15 protein-coding genes are annotated in these 15,431 nt (G+C 56.3%); 7 read left to right on the top strand and 8 right to left on the bottom strand.

Annotation, left to right across the window (positions count from 1 at the left end):
* Entirely contained in the window at nucleotides 1-582 is a 582-nt protein-coding gene (locus tag H8E27_08195) for a thioredoxin fold domain-containing protein (protein MBC8325591.1), read from the bottom strand.
* Between the two features lie 189 nt (nucleotides 583-771).
* Here H8E27_08195 and H8E27_08190 point away from each other — a divergent pair, with 189 nt between their 5' ends.
* Nucleotides 772-1,494 carry a hypothetical protein gene (locus H8E27_08190; protein ID MBC8325590.1) on the top strand — a complete coding sequence of 241 codons (723 nt, stop codon included), beginning with the start codon at nucleotides 772-774 and terminating at the stop codon, nucleotides 1,492-1,494.
* Here H8E27_08190 and H8E27_08185 read toward each other — a convergent pair.
* The gene (locus H8E27_08185) at nucleotides 1,491-2,495 is read right to left on the bottom strand and encodes an aspartate-semialdehyde dehydrogenase (GenBank protein ID MBC8325589.1); all 1,005 of its coding nucleotides are present in this window, start codon (nucleotides 2,493-2,495) and stop codon (nucleotides 1,491-1,493) included. The two genes, H8E27_08190 and H8E27_08185, sit on opposite strands and share 4 nt — an antisense overlap.
* A 189-nt stretch (nucleotides 2,496-2,684) precedes the next feature.
* On the opposite strand from H8E27_08185, the gene H8E27_08180 reads away from it, so the two are divergent.
* Nucleotides 2,685-3,203: an N-acetyltransferase gene (locus H8E27_08180; GenBank protein ID MBC8325588.1), complete on the top strand. Its 519-nt coding sequence runs from the start codon at nucleotides 2,685-2,687 to the stop codon at nucleotides 3,201-3,203.
* Nucleotides 3,204-3,274: 71 nt separating this feature from the next.
* On the opposite strand, the gene H8E27_08175 is transcribed toward H8E27_08180, so the two are convergent.
* The 3 genes from H8E27_08175 to nifS form a co-directional block, all read right to left on the bottom strand.
* On the bottom strand, nucleotides 3,275-4,429 hold the full coding sequence (locus H8E27_08175; GenBank protein ID MBC8325587.1) for a hypothetical protein: 1,155 nt from the start codon (nucleotides 4,427-4,429) through the stop codon (nucleotides 3,275-3,277).
* Nucleotides 4,430-4,479: 50 nt separating this feature from the next.
* Nucleotides 4,480-5,247 carry a hypothetical protein gene (locus tag H8E27_08170; GenBank protein MBC8325586.1) on the bottom strand — a complete coding sequence of 256 codons (768 nt, stop codon included), beginning with the start codon at nucleotides 5,245-5,247 and terminating at the stop codon, nucleotides 4,480-4,482.
* 71 nt (nucleotides 5,248-5,318) lie between these two features.
* On the bottom strand, nucleotides 5,319-6,509 hold the full coding sequence (gene nifS / locus H8E27_08165; GenBank protein ID MBC8325585.1) for a cysteine desulfurase NifS: 1,191 nt from the start codon (nucleotides 6,507-6,509) through the stop codon (nucleotides 5,319-5,321).
* Nucleotides 6,510-6,639: 130 nt separating this feature from the next.
* Here nifS and H8E27_08160 point away from each other — a divergent pair, with 130 nt between their 5' ends.
* Complete coding sequence (locus H8E27_08160; GenBank protein MBC8325584.1) at nucleotides 6,640-8,652, top strand: acetylxylan esterase; 2,013 nt, start codon at nucleotides 6,640-6,642, stop codon at nucleotides 8,650-8,652.
* A 20-nt stretch (nucleotides 8,653-8,672) separates the two neighbouring features.
* On the opposite strand, the gene H8E27_08155 is transcribed toward H8E27_08160, so the two are convergent.
* Entirely contained in the window at nucleotides 8,673-10,481 is a 1,809-nt protein-coding gene (locus tag H8E27_08155) for a hypothetical protein (protein MBC8325583.1), read from the bottom strand.
* Nucleotides 10,482-10,555: 74 nt separating this feature from the next.
* Here H8E27_08155 and H8E27_08150 point away from each other — a divergent pair, with 74 nt between their 5' ends.
* Nucleotides 10,556-11,767 carry a hypothetical protein gene (locus tag H8E27_08150; protein ID MBC8325582.1) on the top strand — a complete coding sequence of 404 codons (1,212 nt, stop codon included), beginning with the start codon at nucleotides 10,556-10,558 and terminating at the stop codon, nucleotides 11,765-11,767.
* 188 nt (nucleotides 11,768-11,955) lie between these two features.
* Here the strand turns inward: H8E27_08150 and H8E27_08145 are convergent, their stop codons facing one another.
* Nucleotides 11,956-12,342, bottom strand: coding sequence for a rhodanese-like domain-containing protein (locus tag H8E27_08145; protein ID MBC8325581.1), 387 nt, complete (start codon nucleotides 12,340-12,342; stop codon nucleotides 11,956-11,958).
* A gap of 145 nt (nucleotides 12,343-12,487) precedes the next feature.
* On the opposite strand from H8E27_08145, the gene H8E27_08140 reads away from it, so the two are divergent.
* Complete coding sequence (locus H8E27_08140) at nucleotides 12,488-13,354, top strand: hypothetical protein (protein ID MBC8325580.1); 867 nt, start codon at nucleotides 12,488-12,490, stop codon at nucleotides 13,352-13,354.
* Between the two features lie 172 nt (nucleotides 13,355-13,526).
* Nucleotides 13,527-13,907, top strand: a complete 381-nt coding sequence (locus H8E27_08135; GenBank protein MBC8325579.1) for a leucine-rich repeat domain-containing protein — start codon at nucleotides 13,527-13,529, stop codon at nucleotides 13,905-13,907.
* Between the two features lie 4 nt (nucleotides 13,908-13,911).
* Here H8E27_08135 and trpS read toward each other — a convergent pair whose 3' ends face one another.
* Nucleotides 13,912-14,877, bottom strand: a complete 966-nt coding sequence (trpS, locus tag H8E27_08130; protein MBC8325578.1) for a tryptophan--tRNA ligase — start codon at nucleotides 14,875-14,877, stop codon at nucleotides 13,912-13,914.
* Between the two features lie 210 nt (nucleotides 14,878-15,087).
* Between trpS and H8E27_08125 the strand changes: the two genes are divergently transcribed.
* A complete protein-coding gene (locus H8E27_08125) occupies nucleotides 15,088-15,414 on the top strand; it encodes an NADH-quinone oxidoreductase subunit A (GenBank protein MBC8325577.1) in 327 nt (108 codons plus the stop codon).
* Nucleotides 15,415-15,431: the final 17 nt, after the last annotated feature.

Below are 15,431 nucleotides of genomic sequence, written 5' to 3'. Positions count from 1 at the left end.
TTATTGGCGCTTTAGTTTGGGAATGAAACAGCCGATGCATTCGCCGCGCGGCTTGGGTGCGGGCCGTCCGGCGAGCACGGCGGTGAGGGCATCGCGCAGGTCGTGTTGGGTGATCACCCGGCGTGGTTTGCCGAAGTCCTCATAAAAATTATTGATGCGCCCGCGATAGGCAATGGCGCCATCGGGCAGCACCACCACCACCTCGGGCGTTACCGTGGCACCTACCGTGCGCACGAGCCGGTGTTGGCGATCGTGCACGCCGGCGATGTTGCCCAACGCAAAATCAGTTTGATGTTGCTCGAGTGTTTTGGGAGTGGACTCAGGATCCACATACACCAGCGTGAATTGTGCGCGCCCATTAAAATCTTTTGCGATGCGCCGAATCTCCGGCACCATTTTATTGGCCACCGGACAATCGGGGGTGGTGAACACAAGCACGGCGGGCTGCTTGTTTTTTTTGCCCGGCGCACGCAATGGCGTGATCTCGCGCCCGCGTAAATCCGGCAGCGCCAAGCCGGTATCCGCCACCTTTGCGGGCGCGGGGGTGATTAGCAGCAGCAAAATGGTTAGGCTGAAATTCATAGGGTGTCCCAGCTTTTAATACGGATAACGGGCCGGTGAGGTTACATGAGTCGAAAAAAAGGTGTTTTTCCTTGGAATTGTGTGTTGGCAAAAAATCTCTTCTTTTTATAGGGACAGAAGCTTTACAAACCGTCCAATTCAGGTAGTTTGAACGCAGTGAGAAAGCTTATTGAAGAAAGATTTCCTCCGATGATGATTGGCATCGTTGTTTTTTCGATGTTGGTATTTGGCATCGTGGAGTTGGGCCGCGCAGCGGTGTCTTCGGGCGGCAGTTCGAGTTCCGGTGGCAAAATGGTGACCTCCGGTGGGAGCGCCACCCAGATGAACGGCACGTCAGGCTCGTTGGTTTCAAAGCAGCAGTCGAGCAGTAAATCCAAAAACGATCCTGTGAAAACTTCAGTGGGGGCCAGCGAAGCGGGTCTGGGTAAAACCCAAGGCAAATCCAGTAACGCGACTCAATCCAAAGTGATAACTCAAACCCAGCAAACCACTCAGAAAAAGCAACAGCAGAAAACCAATACCAAGGTGGTCGTGAACACCCAACCGCGCAGCGCGATCAATGCGGTCGTGCGTGGCAGGCAGTCAAGAGTGGCTGTATCCAGTGCTCGCCGCGGAGCCATAGTTGGCACTCGCGCCGCCCGCACCGTGGGCCAAAGCATGCGTTATTCTCTGAGGATGCGCCAACCCGTGGCACGTTTTACATCGGGCAGCAGAGCCCCGGCCATCAATACACACGCGCATAAGCGTTTTGAGCGTGGCACAAAAAAGGCCAAAGAAGGAACAGGCAATGAAGGGAGTTTTAAAGGGGGTTCAAAAGGGAACTCAAGTTCCAGCAGTTCCGCTGAATCCTCCTCCAAGGGTGGAGCGGAAGCCCAATCCGGTGGGGCCGCTTCAATAGCGCAGGTGCGTTAAACGAGTTCCTCCGCAATTTGCACCGCGTTGAGCGCGGCGCCTTTGAGGATTTGATCCCCAACGACCCAAAAACTCAGGCCGTTTTTCATGGCGCAATCTTTGCGGATGCGGCCCACGGCGCAGTTGTCTTTTTCAGCACATTCCAGCGCCAGCGGGTAAATGTTTTTGGATACGTCATCGATCAGTTCCAGTCCCGGGGCTTTGGTTAAAACCCGGCGCGCTGCGGCTACAGTGACGGGTTTGTCGAACTCCGCGTTCACCGCAATGGAATGCGCGCGGTACACCGGCACGCGCACGCAGGTGGTGCTGGCTTTGAACCGTGCGTGATGCAAAATTTTACGGCCTTCATTTTCGAGTTTCATTTCTTCCTTTGTGTAGCCGTTTGGGAGAAAGGCATCCACGTGGGGCAGGGCGTTGAAGGCAATTTGGTGAGGGTAAACTGATTTTGAAATTTTGCGTCCGCGCGCGAGGTCTTTCACCTGCGATTCCAATTCCACAATCCCCTGCGCACCGCTGCCCGACACGGCCTGATAGGTGGCCGCAAAAATCCGCTTCACGCCAAACGCCGCGTGCAACGGATGCAACGCCATCAGCGTGACAATGGTGCTGCAGTTGGGATTGGCGATGATGCCGTGATGTTTGGGCACATCCGCGCCATTGATTTCCGGCACCACGAGCGGCACATTTTTTTCCATTCGGAAGGCGCTGGAATTATCCACCACCACCGCGCCGGCTTTTACGGCCGCGGGCGCAAACTTGTTGCTGATGTCGCCGCCGGCACTGAAGAGTGCGATGTCCACGCCATCAAACGAATTGTGCGTGAGTTCGCGCACGGTAATTTGTTTGCCGTTGAAACGCACGCGCTTGCCGGCACTGCGCTTGGAAGCGAGCGGTACGAGTTGGTCCACGGGGAAGCGTCGCGCCTCCAGTACGCGCAGCATCGCCTGCCCCACGGCACCGGTCACGCCCACGACGGCTACATTGTATTTGCGTTTGCTCATTGATTGAATTGGGGCGCGGAGGATAGCGGAAAAGTGCAGGGAGTCAAACTGGCAAAAACCATCGCCCTCCCGAGGTTCTGGCGCTTTGGTTTTTTGTAGCCCGGCCCGGTGGGCCGGGGGCCCGTGCCACCGGCACGGGCTACAGCAAAAAGGCTCGTGCCGATTGGGGCCGTGTGGTTTCTTGCGTGGGTGAGCGATGCTGTAAAAATTCGGCCGGCGTTGCGCGAGGATGTGCCGGGGATTTTGGTGATTTATAATGCCGCCGTGCGCGAGCCGGCGTCGGCGTATGAAGACGTGCCGCACACGCTGGCGCAACGGGAGGAATGGTTTGATCATTTTTCGGGGCGCAATTTTCCCGTTTTGGTGGCGGAATCAAACGGAGTGATTGTGGGCTGGGGCTCGCTGGGGCCGCATCAGGAGCGGATGGGATTTCGCTTCACCGGCGCGGTGGCGGTGTACGTGGCGGAGCGGCATCGGCGGCAGGGCATCGGCGGCCGGTTATTGGGTAAGTTGATGGAGGCGGGGCGCGCGCGGCAGCTGCACGTGGTGCTGGCGACGATTGATGCGGGCAATGAACCGAGCCTGCAACTGCACGCGCAACACGGCTTCACACAGGCGGGGGTGTTTCCAGAGGCGGGCTGCAAGTTTGGCGAATGGCGGGATGTGGTTTGCCTGCAGCGGCGGCTGGACGATCGGCCGATGCCCTAACGGTTTGGCCACAAAAAAACGCCCCACGTTTCTGTGGGGCGCTGTGAAATGAATGTGGGGTTTGAGCTGGCTTAGTTTCCTCCGCCGGGTGTGCGCGGTGCAGTGGGTCTGCCTTCGCCACCACCGCCTCCGCCATTGCGTAAGGTTTCGAGGCGCTTGCGCATTTCTTCGCGGCGGGCGGCTTCCTGCGGGTCGCTGATGCGGAATCGGCTGCTGGTTTCCTCGGTGGGGTTGGCGAGTTCATCGAGGCGTTTTTCAACGGAGACAAACATGGTTTGAAAGTTCTCATCATTGGTGGTGGCCTTGATGCTCGTGAGAATGCCGCGGCGGTTGTTAATGGCTTCGGCGGTAAGGTCTTTGCCTTCGCCTAGCCGGGTGAGGTCGCGCACCAGTTCATTGCGTGCGCCCCCGCCTCTGCCGCCACCCATCATGCTACGGAAATCAAATCCGCCGCGGTTTCCGCCGCCTTGGGTGTTGCCGCCTGCGGCGCGCTCGGCATCGCGTTTGGCTTTTTCGGCCGCTTCGGTGGCCATTTTTTGCAGGCCGTCCTTGAAGCGATCCACCATCACCGTGCCGGCTGCGGGGGATTCGTCGAGGTAATCGTTGATGCGTCCCCACAGATCATTCTTGGTGCTATCCTTAATATTGGCATCATAATAAGCGGTGGCAAGGATGGGTACCGACTGCGCTTCGAGCACGCGGGTGAGGTAGTCAAGCGCGCGGCGGTTGAGGCCTTCTTCGGTGACAAGCATTTTCTCGGCATCATCCTTGAAGGTGGTGTCTTTGTAGCGCACTAAAATATCCCACAGAGCACCCACGGCGCGCATATCGAGTTGGCCGGGGATATCGTTGGCCGCGTCAGGCGGATTTCGGAGTATGTATTTGGCCGCGCTGAGTACTTTGTCTTTGTACGGATGTTCTGCGCCGTCGGCCAGCTTGGTGAGCTGGCGGTCGATGAGCGATACTTCAACGCCAACCTGTGTTTGCTTGAGGGTTCTCACGAGGATCGCTTCGGCATCCGCACCGCCAATGCGGCCCAGGGTTTCGATGAGGCCGATGCGCAGGGAAATGGGCATCACGCGTTGGGGTTCGCCGGGACGACTGGGGCGCTCGCCTCCGGGCCGTTCGCCGCCGGGGCGTCCACCGCCTGGGCGGCCGCCGCCGGGTTGAGCGGAGACAACTCCGGTGAGCATCAGGATAATTAGGATATTAAGCGTATGTTTCATTGTATTGGATTCGTGATTTGAGTTTCAGATTGATTGGCTTGGTCGTTGGCCTAACGCCCCCCGCGGTCGCCACCGAATGTTCGTCCGCCGCGATCACCTCCGCCACCGCCACCGCCCCAGCCTCCTCGGTCACCGCCGAAGCCGCGCATCATCATCCGGATACGGTCGCCTTGATCTCCTCCCATTTGTTCCAGTTGAGCTTTTTGTTCGTCGGTCATCAGTCCCATAAATTTTTCGGCACCGCCGGTGAAGATTTCCCGAATTTTATCGCGGCGTTCGTCGCGGGTCAGTTCCTGATTGCCCATTATTTCACCCATCTTGGCGCGAATTTCATCCCTTTGTTTTTCCCCGAAGGCTTTCATTTCCTCCATTTGTGCGTTGGTGATATTGAGCTGTTGGCGGAAGCTGGGGCGGCCAAATTCTCTGTCCAATCGTTGATTCATAAAATCAGAGATGGCGGGCAACGAGGTTTCTCCGGCATCCACGAGGCTTTCAAAATAATGGATCACTCGCTTCTGTGATTCCACGTCTGCTCCGGTGGTGCCATCGGCTGAAAGTTGGTCGATGAGATCCGCCGGATCAGTAACCACGCCGGGCACTTGAATGTTGGATTCCTTGAGTACAATAGCGGCCTGCGATTTGGCTGCGGTCTCCAATTCCTGCACTTTTTTGCGGAGTTTAACCAATTCTTCTCCGTGGGCGTTTTTCTCCGAGTCCTTTCGCTCTTGGACATTGGATTGTTTGGATGAGCTGGTGACAACGAAAGTAATCGCTGAACTCACGAGCATGGCTGCAATGATGGCTACAACTGTTTTCATAAAATTATTTCCGTCTTTATGACGTTTTATGTTGCGAAGCGTTACAAAGAAAAACCAGGTTTTTGTTCGGGCTAAGATCGGGCGGATTGCGCGGTGGGCTCCATCGAGCGCGGGGAAGCGCCGCGTAGTTTGGCAATCATTCCGGGTAGTTTTTCTAGCAGAAAATCGACTTCCGCATCGGTGGAGTAATGGCTGAGGCTCAGTCGCACCGAGCCGAGCGCGTGTTCGGGCGAAACGCCCATCGCCGTCAAAACGTGGCTCGGCGCCAGCGAACCGGTGGTGCACGCCGAGCCGCTGCTGGCGCAAATGCCTTCGCGATCGAGCAGCAACAAAATTGCCTCCGCTTCGCAATTAGCAAAACTCAAGTTGCTGGTGTTCAGCAAACGCGGTTCCCGCGCGCCATTGCGCGTGACCCCTTCGATGCTGCTCATAATGCCTTCCTCCATCCGATCGCGCAGTGCGCGGATGCGCGCGGCGTCCTTTTCCAAGCCTGCCATCGCCAACTCAGCTGCGCGACCGAAGGCGGCGATTTGCGCGACGTTTTCTGTGCCGCCGCGTCGGCCGCTTTCCTGACCGCCACCCATCACGTACGGTTGCCACGGCGTGCCTCGCCGCACGTACAATAATCCGATGCCTTTGGGCGCGTGGAGTTTATGGGCCGAGAGCGAAAGGAAATCCACGCCCATCGATTTCACATCGAGCTTCAATTTGCCGGGCGTCTGCACGGCGTCGGTATGGAACAGCACATTCTTGGCACGACACATCGCGGCGATTTCTTCGATCGGAAAAATCACGCCTGTCTCGTTGTTAGCCAGCATCACCGTGACGGCTGCCGTGTCTTCGCGAATGGCTTCGTGCAGTTCGTGCACATCCAGTTGGCCCGCGCGATCCACCGGCAGCCACGTGACTTCGCCGCCGCGTTTTTCAAAGGCCTGGCAAAATTTAATATTGGCCGAATGCTCCACCGCCGTGGTGACAAGGTGTCGCTTGCCCGGTCGCGTGAGCAACGCGCTATTGAGCGCGGCATTGCTACTCTCGGTGCCGCAACTGGTGAAAATGATTTCGTGCGGATCGGCATTGATCAGCGCCGCCACCTGTTCGCGCGCGGCCTCCACCGCCCCCACGAGGCGATTGCCAAACGTATACGCGCTGGAAGGGTTACCCCATTGCTCCGTGAGAAACGGCAGCATCGTCTCCAACACCTCCGGCGCGACACGCGTGGTGGCGTTGTTATCGAAATAATAAACTGGCTCTTCGCTCATGGATACAGCCGCAACACAGCGCGGGGGAACGGCGAGTTAAACAGCTTTTCGACACTAAAATCAAAGCTTTTTCTTGTGAAGCCACACTGCTGGCGGTAAATTGGCAGCCAATTCAACAGCACACATTGGGATGAAAGCAGTACTTATTTTTGGCATCGCAGCCTTGGTCGCGCTGGGCGGTTGGGGCTGGAAAGCCACTCAAATTAAACACGTGGAACCGGTGCAATCCAAAACCGCCGAGCCGCTGTGCGAACTCTGCGTCTCCCCCGGCAGCCGCGCCTCGCTCTTGATGGCGCAGCCTGCTTTGATTGCCAATCCCGCTCCGCTTGACGAAAAACAAATCGCCGCCGCGCTCAGTGAAAAAATCATTGGCCCCGACCTTGCGTTGGAAGAAGTCCGTGTCTTCAACGAAACCCGCGTGCCCGAAATGCCCCGCGTTCGCACCGCCGCCGAATGGAAAACCAAGGCCGCTCAAATGCGCAAGGACGTCCTCGACAAAGTTATCTTCCGCGGCAGCGCGGCGGCTTGGCGCCAAACGCCGCTGAAAGTGGAATGGGGCGAAACCATTGAAAATTTTCCCGGCTATCGCATCAGAAAACTGAAATTTGAGGCATTGCCCGGCTGGTGGATTCCAGCGCTTCTTTACGAGCCGTTCGAGCTCAAGGGCAAAGTGCCCGTGGTGATGAATGTCAACGGCCACGCGCGCACCGGCAAGGCGACGGACTACAAACAACTCCGCTGCATCAACCTCGTGAAGCGCGGGATGATTGTGCTAAATGTGGAATGGATCGGCATGGGCCAATTCGCCAATCGGATGGGGCATTATCAAATGAACCAGCTCGACCTCTGCGGCTCATCGGGTATCGCGCCGTTTTATCTCAATATGAGCAAGGGCCTCGACGTGTTGCTCGCCCATCCCAGTGCCGACCCCAAACGCGTGGCGGTGGCGGGCCTTTCGGGTGGCGGTTGGCAGACGATTTTTATCAGTTCACTCGATGAACGCGTCACGCTTGCCAATCCTGTGGCCGGCTATTCCAGCTTCAAAACCCGCGCGCGCCACGGCAAGGACCTCGGTGATTCCGAGCAAACCCCCAACGATCTCGCCCTCTACGCCGACTACACGCACTTCACCGCGATGCTCGGCAACCGCGCCGTGCTGCTCACCAACAACGCTTACGACGCCTGCTGTTTCACCGCCGGCCACGCGTTGCCGCCGCTCGTCGATGCCGCCGCGCCCATCTTTAGCCTGCATGGCCGCCGCGATTTCCTGCGCACGCACATCAACTTCAAACCCGGCACCCACAACTTCGGCGTGGACAATCGCCAGCAACTTTATCGCTTCATCGGCGACGTGTTTTATCCCGGTGACAAACAATATCCCCGCAACGAAATCCCCAGTGAAAAAGAAATCAAAACCTACGACGAACTCATCGTCCCTTTGCCGAAGGACAACCACACCTTTAACACCCTCGCGCTGGGCTTAATCAAAAACCTGCCTCGACCCCAAGAGGGCAGCAAAAAAGCCCGCCGCGCCAAGCTGTTAACAATCGTTCACGCCAAAAACTACAAAACCAAGGCCATGAAAATCGATGGCGAAAACGCCCTCGACGGGGTAGCGCACTACCAATTCCAAATCGCCAATGACTGGACAATTCCCGGAACCGTCTTCGCGCCGGCCAATCCCAAAGGCACCACGCTATTGATTTCCGACACCGGCCGCAAAACCCAAACCGCCCGCGTGAAGGAACTGCTCGCCACCGGCCAACGCGTCGTTGCTTTCGACCCGTTTTTCTTCGGCGAATCCAAAATCAAAAGCCGCGATTTCCTCCACGTGATTTTGATGCACGCCGTCGGCGAGCGCGCCCTCGGCGTTCAATCCGGCCAGATCGTTGCTCTTGCCAACTGGGCTAAAAACGAATTCGACGGTGAAGTGAATCTCAATTCAATCGGCCCTCGGCTCAGCGTGGCCGCGCGGTTGGCGGCAGTGCAAACTGAAGCCATCGCCTCCCTTGAATTGGATAATCCGATGAAGAGCCTCAAAGAAATGATCACCGCCAACAAAGGCGCCAATCATTTCCCTGAAATGATGTGCCACGGACTGCTTGAGCATTTTGATTTGCCACAAATCGAGGCGCTGAAATAGGGGGAGGCTCGTCCCACCCATTATTCAAAATCCAGTTCCACCACGCCGTACACGAGAAATTTGGGGACGTTTATTTGTATTTGGTTTCCCGAGGAAGTGCCACGAAGTTCAATCGCTTTGTTGTTTTCCGGCGTGAGAAAGCGAATGCGTTTTAGCTTCTTTCCTTCCGGCATTTGAATGGAACATCGTACTCCTTCGACGACGATGGGTTTTTCGTCGTGGATGCCGCTTCCAGCGCTTTTCGGTTTGGCGGGCTCGGTGCGATTGTAATTCACAAAATGCATATGCAATTTGTCGCCTTTTGCGGGTCGGCTGAGCGAGGCGCGAACGGTGGTGGGCGCGGTGATTTTGAATCGGCTCGATGCGGTCGGCGTTTTGCCGCTGACGCGATAAACTGTTTGATAATCCGCGAGGCGCTCGGTGGAGGCGAGGTCGTCGGGTAGCACGTCGAAAAGGATGTGTCGGTTCAGCAATGAATCGCCGAGCTTCAGGAATTTTTGCACATCGGCCACGTTGCCCGCGTGGACGGCTTTGCGCGGGAAGAGCAGCACGCTTGCGGCGGCGGTTTGGTTGCCTTTATAAATATCGGCGTTACGACGGATGAATTGGTAATATTGCGTGATAATCTTGCGCGCGTCCGCGTTGGTGAATCGGGTGTAAAAACCCATCGGCGCGCCGCCGTTGGCGATGAGTTCGGCGATGGCCGCGCGGGTGCGGGTGCTTTCGTATTTGCCGAGGGTAAAGGGTTTGCCGCCGGTCGCACCGCGAATGTATCGTGCTTGCAATGTGCCTTCACCGAGAAAGCCGTTTTTGAGGTCGGTATAAAATGAGGAGCCGCCGGTGCTGTACCAAAGGTAATCTTCGTCTTTCGCCCATAATTCCTTGGGTAAGAGGCAGCGCTCGTCGCCATTGATTTGCCCGAAGCGGCCGAGGTGATTCCATTGGCCGACAATCAGCCCGGGCTTGATTGAGCGTCCGTAATTCACAAACACTTCGTCGAAACATTCCTTGGTGGCGATTTGCGAAAAGCGCAGTTGCTCGCGTTTGAAGAGCGTGCTCTTGGCGGGGTCGTGCCACGCGCCGATTTCGGTAAACTTGTGGGTGGCGAGTTTTTGAATATTGAATTTTGTTTTTAACTCCGTCGCCGTGAAGCGGTTGCCGAGGTATTCGCGAAATTCGTGCTGGCAATGTTTGCACAAGCAGTTGTGGCGATAAAAATAATTGATCATAAAACCATCCAGGCCCGCGCGAATGCCGTGCCGCGCCCAGGCCTTAAGGACCGTGCGCCAGTGCGGGTTGTTCAGGCACGCCCAGTATTCTTTCATACCGCCGATGGAGTAGCTGTTGTTGATGCGCGGTGAGCCGTCGGCGTTTTTTTCTAACAAGTCCATCGGATCCTTCACCGGCTTGGGGCCAAGGATTTTTTCGTCCCATAGCTCGTTGTAAAATTTGAAAAACCCGCGCGGGCCGTCTTTGCCTTTCGGTTCGCCCACGAGAAATTCAATATTGAAATGGCCGATGACCAGCACATCTAGTTTGTGTAAATCGCGGTTGCGCTGGGCGAGCCATGAGCGGTTTTCCGCGAGGCCCACTTTCGGGAAATGCGCGGGATAGCCGCCACCGTGTTTTGTGTGCGCAAGGCTCCAGTAATGGCCGCCATAAAATCCAACCTGCGCAAGTTCAGGCTGCGCTTCCTTCACGAAGGGGAGATAATCCGCGTGCGCGTAGTTCGCCCAATGAGCGATCATGGTGGTAAACTCGAGTGGCCGTTGCGGGGCGCTTTGGCAGCCGAGGGCGAGGAGCGGAAGAATTAGTAGAAAGTTTTTCATGGCGCTTGTGAACGTGCGGGGAAGTCTGGCACAATCCCCGCGAATCGCCAGCACTGTTTGGCGTCCAAAAAACAATGAATCGCGGATGTTTGATGTTGTTTGCTCTGATGCTGGCCGTTCCCGTGGCCGAAGCGGCTAAGCGCCTGCGTGATTTTGAGAAGCCGCCGCACAATTATTGGCAGCGCGCGCCGCAGGATCGGTTCACCAAGATCAAAGCCGCTCTGGAAACTGGCAAAGTGCCGCTGGATCGTTCCAGCGAAAAGGCGTTTGTCGTCAGCCTATTGAAAGCGCTGGAGATTTCGCCTGCCACGCAGACGCTCGTGTATTCCACCACCAGTTTGCAGCTTAGCCGCATCTCGCCGCGCAATCCGCGCGCGCTTTATTTTAATGAGGACGTTTACGTCGGCTGGGTGCCGCGCGGGCAAATTGAGATTGCGTCCATCGATCCCGCGCTTGGAGGCATCTTTTATATCTTCGACATCCCGCGAGGCCCCGCGCCGATTCGCATTGAACGCAGCGCGCGTTGTTTCAATTGCCACGCGGAATCCGAAAACGGACGCGTGCCGGGCTTGCTGTTAAAATCCGTCGTGCCCGGGCCCGGCGGTGGCAGTCTCGAATCATTTCACGGGGATCTTACCGGCCACAGCATTCCGCTCAAGGATCGTTTCGGCGGTTGGCATCTCACCGGCAAACACGGCATCGCTCAACATTGGGGAAACTTGGTCGGGACGCTCTCGCCCGAGGGCCTTAAAAAATACGCCAATCCGCCGGGCAAACAATTCCGTTGGGAAACCTATCCCGTGCCCACCAGCGATGTGCTCGCGCATTTGCTGCACGAGCACCAAATCGGCTTCGTCAACCGCGCCATCAAGGCAACCTACGACACCCGCGCCGCCTTGGTCGCGGGCGATGCCAAGGCGGTGATTGCCAAACACGCGACGCTGCTCACGCGCTATTTATTATTCGCAAACGAAGCGAAATTCCCAACCGGTGGCATCGAGGGCAATGCGTTGTTGAAAATGGATTTTGCCAAACGAGCGCGCCGGACGAATGCCGGCTTGTCCCTGCGTGATTTCGAACTGCGCACACGAATGTTCAAACACCGCTGCAGCTACATGATCCACAGCGCCGCCTTTACTGGATTGCCTGCGCCATTGAAGCAGCAAGTCTTCGCCAGTCTTCGCGAGGCATTGAATCCGGCCAAACCGCATCCCGCCTCTGCGCATTTGCCCGCGGCCGAGAAGCGTGCCATCGCGGGAATACTTTCGGCGACGAAGGTTTGGTAGGGCGGTTTCCCCGGCGGTTTCCCCGAAACTGCCTTGGCGCGCTCGGAGAGCACGCCCTACCTCTCTGTACCTCTGTGGATCACTGGTGGAAAAAATGGGGCGAGGAGGCTTCGCTCATTCCGTCGCAAATGTTCCCAATAAAAAAGGCGCCCGAAGGCGCCTTGTGATTTTTTGTTGTCGAAAAAGTTTTAGTTCTTCTCGAGCTTTTTGCCGGCTTTGATCCAGCCGGAGATGCCCGCGGAAAGGTGCTTCACGTTTTTGAAGCCGAGATCCGCTGCCACCGATGCGCCACGCTTGTAAGCATTGCACTTGGGGCCGCCGCAGTAAGCCACCACGAGGGTGTCTTTATCGGATTTTTCCAATTGCTTGGCCAGGTTTTTCGCGTCTTTGAAGGCTACCGCGCCGGGGATGTGCCCGCGTTTGGTGAAAGACTTCGCGCCGTTCACGTCGATGACGACTACCTTGCCGGCCTTGATGGCTTTTTCGAGGTCGCCGATGCTGATGTCCGGGTATTCGCCGGCCTGCACGTTAATCGCGAGAACCGCGATTGCAATGAGAGATAACAGTTTTTTCATATCTTTTTTTTGGGTTTTCAGTTGTTCCCCGGACGCCAGAGGCAGCGGGATTGTCACGTTGGACTTGCGTGGGAGCCTAATCATTCACGTCAAATGCGCAACCTTTTTTACTCGCATCGGATGGACCTGCTGACAGAATCAGGCCATGGCGCATGACACCTTTTCCGTGGGGGATCTCACTGCCGTGATCGGCGACAACGCCGCGCATGAGGGCCATCGCGCCGGGTACAACGGCCTCTGGAGTCTGCGGCACAAAAACAGCACCCGCAGCGTGTTTGTGCCCGGGATTGCCGGGCTGAATCTGGAGCATGTGTTCAATGGCGAGACGGAGTTTGGCGGGCGGGATGTGTTCTTTGAACCGCGCCGGGCGCCGATGACCTTCCGCAAGCTCAACGACCACACCGCCGAGCTGCATCAGCCGCCCACGCCGACTTTTCATATGGAGAGCTGGACGACTTTTAGCCTGCGCGCGCCGCACTATATCGATATCGAATTCCGTTGCATCCCGCGCCAGCACGTACACGAGCGGGGTTGGTTCGGCCTCTTTTGGGCCAGCTACATCAATGCGCCGATCGATAAGAGCATTTATTTTAAAGGCGGTTGGCGACCCACGGAAGATATGTGGATGCAGCTCTGCACCCAAGAGCATGATGATGAAAGCACCGTGCTGGCCCAAGGCGATGACTTTAAGCTGAGCTGGAAGGAAGGTAGCCGGGATGCGCTCTTTAAGAACTACTCCCGCATGCGCTATTCACGGCCCTTTTACTACGGCAACTTTGAGGACCTGGTGTATATCCTGATCTTTGAAAAGCCTGAAGGCATTCGCCTCACCCATTCACCCAGTGGCGGAGGATTTAACAAGGAATTCAACACCACCAACCCCGCGTGGGATTGGCAGTTTATTGTGCCCAAGTATGAGGTGAATAAAGAATATAAATACCGCGCGCGCGCAGTATTGCGTCCGAAATGTTCGCGGGAAGAAATTTTAAAGGAAGTTGAGAGGTGGAAATAAAGGTAAAGACATGAGGGAGATTCTATTGATCATTGCGGCAGTGACGTTGGTGGGGTGTGGGAAAAAGGAAGCCCCAGAGGGAGAGGTTAAGAATCCAGAAAAGAAGGCCCTGGAGAGAGAGACTAAGAATCCAGAACTAGCTCCAGTTTTTATAGTTACCATCGACAACTCCATGATTGAGGCGGCGATTCGGTATGAACTCGAAAAATCCACGGGCGACCTCACCTCGGCCGATTTAGGGAAAGTGACTAAGCTAACCATCGCTGAAAGTAAACTGACCGATGTGAAAGATCTGGAGAAGCTTCCGGCATTAAAGTCACTAGTAATAAACGATAAAAACCTGACCAAATTGCCGACAGGTTTGGGGGAGCTCCAAAAACTGGAAGATTTGGACCTCTCAATGTGTAAACTGACCGAACTGAAGGGTTTGGAGAAGCTTACGCAGTTAAAACATCTTTGGATTACAGGCAACCCGGACCTCACAAAGGCTCAGATTGACCAGCTCCAAAAGGCATTGCCGAAGTGCTTCATCCACAGCAACCCCACGAAGTAACCGCCTAACTCAACCCACAATTTTTCTTGGCGCGGTCTACCACTGTTGTAGCCAGTGCGCGGGCTTTTTCGGCGCTTTCGCGGAGGACCTGATTCACGTAATCGAGGTTGTTTTCCAGCTCGGCGCGTTGGGCGCGGGCAGCAGCGAAATGTTCCCAGTAGTGCTCGAAGAGCGTTTTCTTGAGATCGCCGTAGCCGTAACCGCCGGCGCGGAGTTGATCCTCGGTGGTTTGGGCGACGTCGTCGGAGGCAAATAGCTTGAGTAACTGGATGGCGATGTTTTGGTCCGCATCGGGCTTGGGTTCTTCGGGCGGCCGACTGTCCATGACCAGGCGCATTATTTTTTTGCGCAGCGGCTTTTCATTTCCAAAAATCTCGATGGTGTTGTCATAGCTTTTGCTCATCTTTTGGCCATCGGAGCCGGGCACAGCGGCGACATCGGCGCGGATGCGCGGTTCAGGAATCACAAAAGTTTCGCCGTAAGTCTGATTAAATTTCCCGGCAATATCGCGCGTGACCTCCACGTGTTGTTTCTGATCGCGGCCCACGGGCACGAGGTTGCTGTCGTAGATCAAAATATCCGCCGCCATCAGCACGGGATAGGCGAACAGGCCGTGGTTGGGCTTGAGACCTTTGGCGAGCTTGTCCTTATAGCTGTGGCAATTCTCCAGCATCGGCATGGGCGTGAGCGTGGTGAGCAGCCAGGTCAGCTCAGTGACTTCGGGCACATCGCTCTGGCGGAAGAACACCGCCTTGGCCGGGTCCAGTCCGCACGCGAGGAAATCCAGCGCCACATCCTGCGTATTCTGGCGCCGTTGCTCGGCGTCAAAGAGCGAGGTCATCGAGTGGTAGTCGGCGATGAAATAATAGGCCTCGCCTTCGTTTTGCAATTCTATGGCGGGCTGCATCATACCGAAATAGTTGCCGATGTGTAGTGCGCCGGAGGGTTGGATGCCCGATAAAATTCGCATAGCGCGGACGGTAGCAGGGCGGGGCGGGGGGTTCAAGCGGTTCGATTCGTTCGGATGAGTTGGGAACAAATCGGGCTTTTCATTTCGGAGCGGCGTGCTACAAACCGCGCGTCTGCAAGGGCGGACACGACCTGAGGGGTGCAAACCATTTTGCTAATCGCCGACGCGACAGCGCCGACGCCGTATGCCCAATATCTTTTGCTGGGCGTGATGGCTGTTATGGCGGTGGGCTTTGCGTGCGGGCCGTTGATTCTCTCGGCCATTCTCGCGCCGCGCAAACCGAACGATATCAAGCAATCCACCTTTGAGTGCGGGTTGGAATCAAAAGGCGATCCTTGGGTGCAGTTCAACGTGCAGTATTATTTGTACGCGCTGGCGTTTGTGATTTTTGATATTGAGGCGGTGTTTATTTATCCGTGGGCGGTGGCGTTCACGGGGCTGTCCTTCGGGGCGTTTCTGGCGATGGGGGTTTTCATTTTGTTGCTGGCGGAGAGTTTGATTTATTTGTGGATCAAAGGTGTGCTGACTTGGAAATAAACTCATGACGACCGAAA

It is taken from the genome of Limisphaerales bacterium (assembly GCA_014382585.1).
Lineage (GTDB): Bacteria > Verrucomicrobiota > Verrucomicrobiia > Limisphaerales > UBA1100 > JACNJL01.
This window is presented reverse-complemented; position numbering and strand designations above follow the sequence as displayed.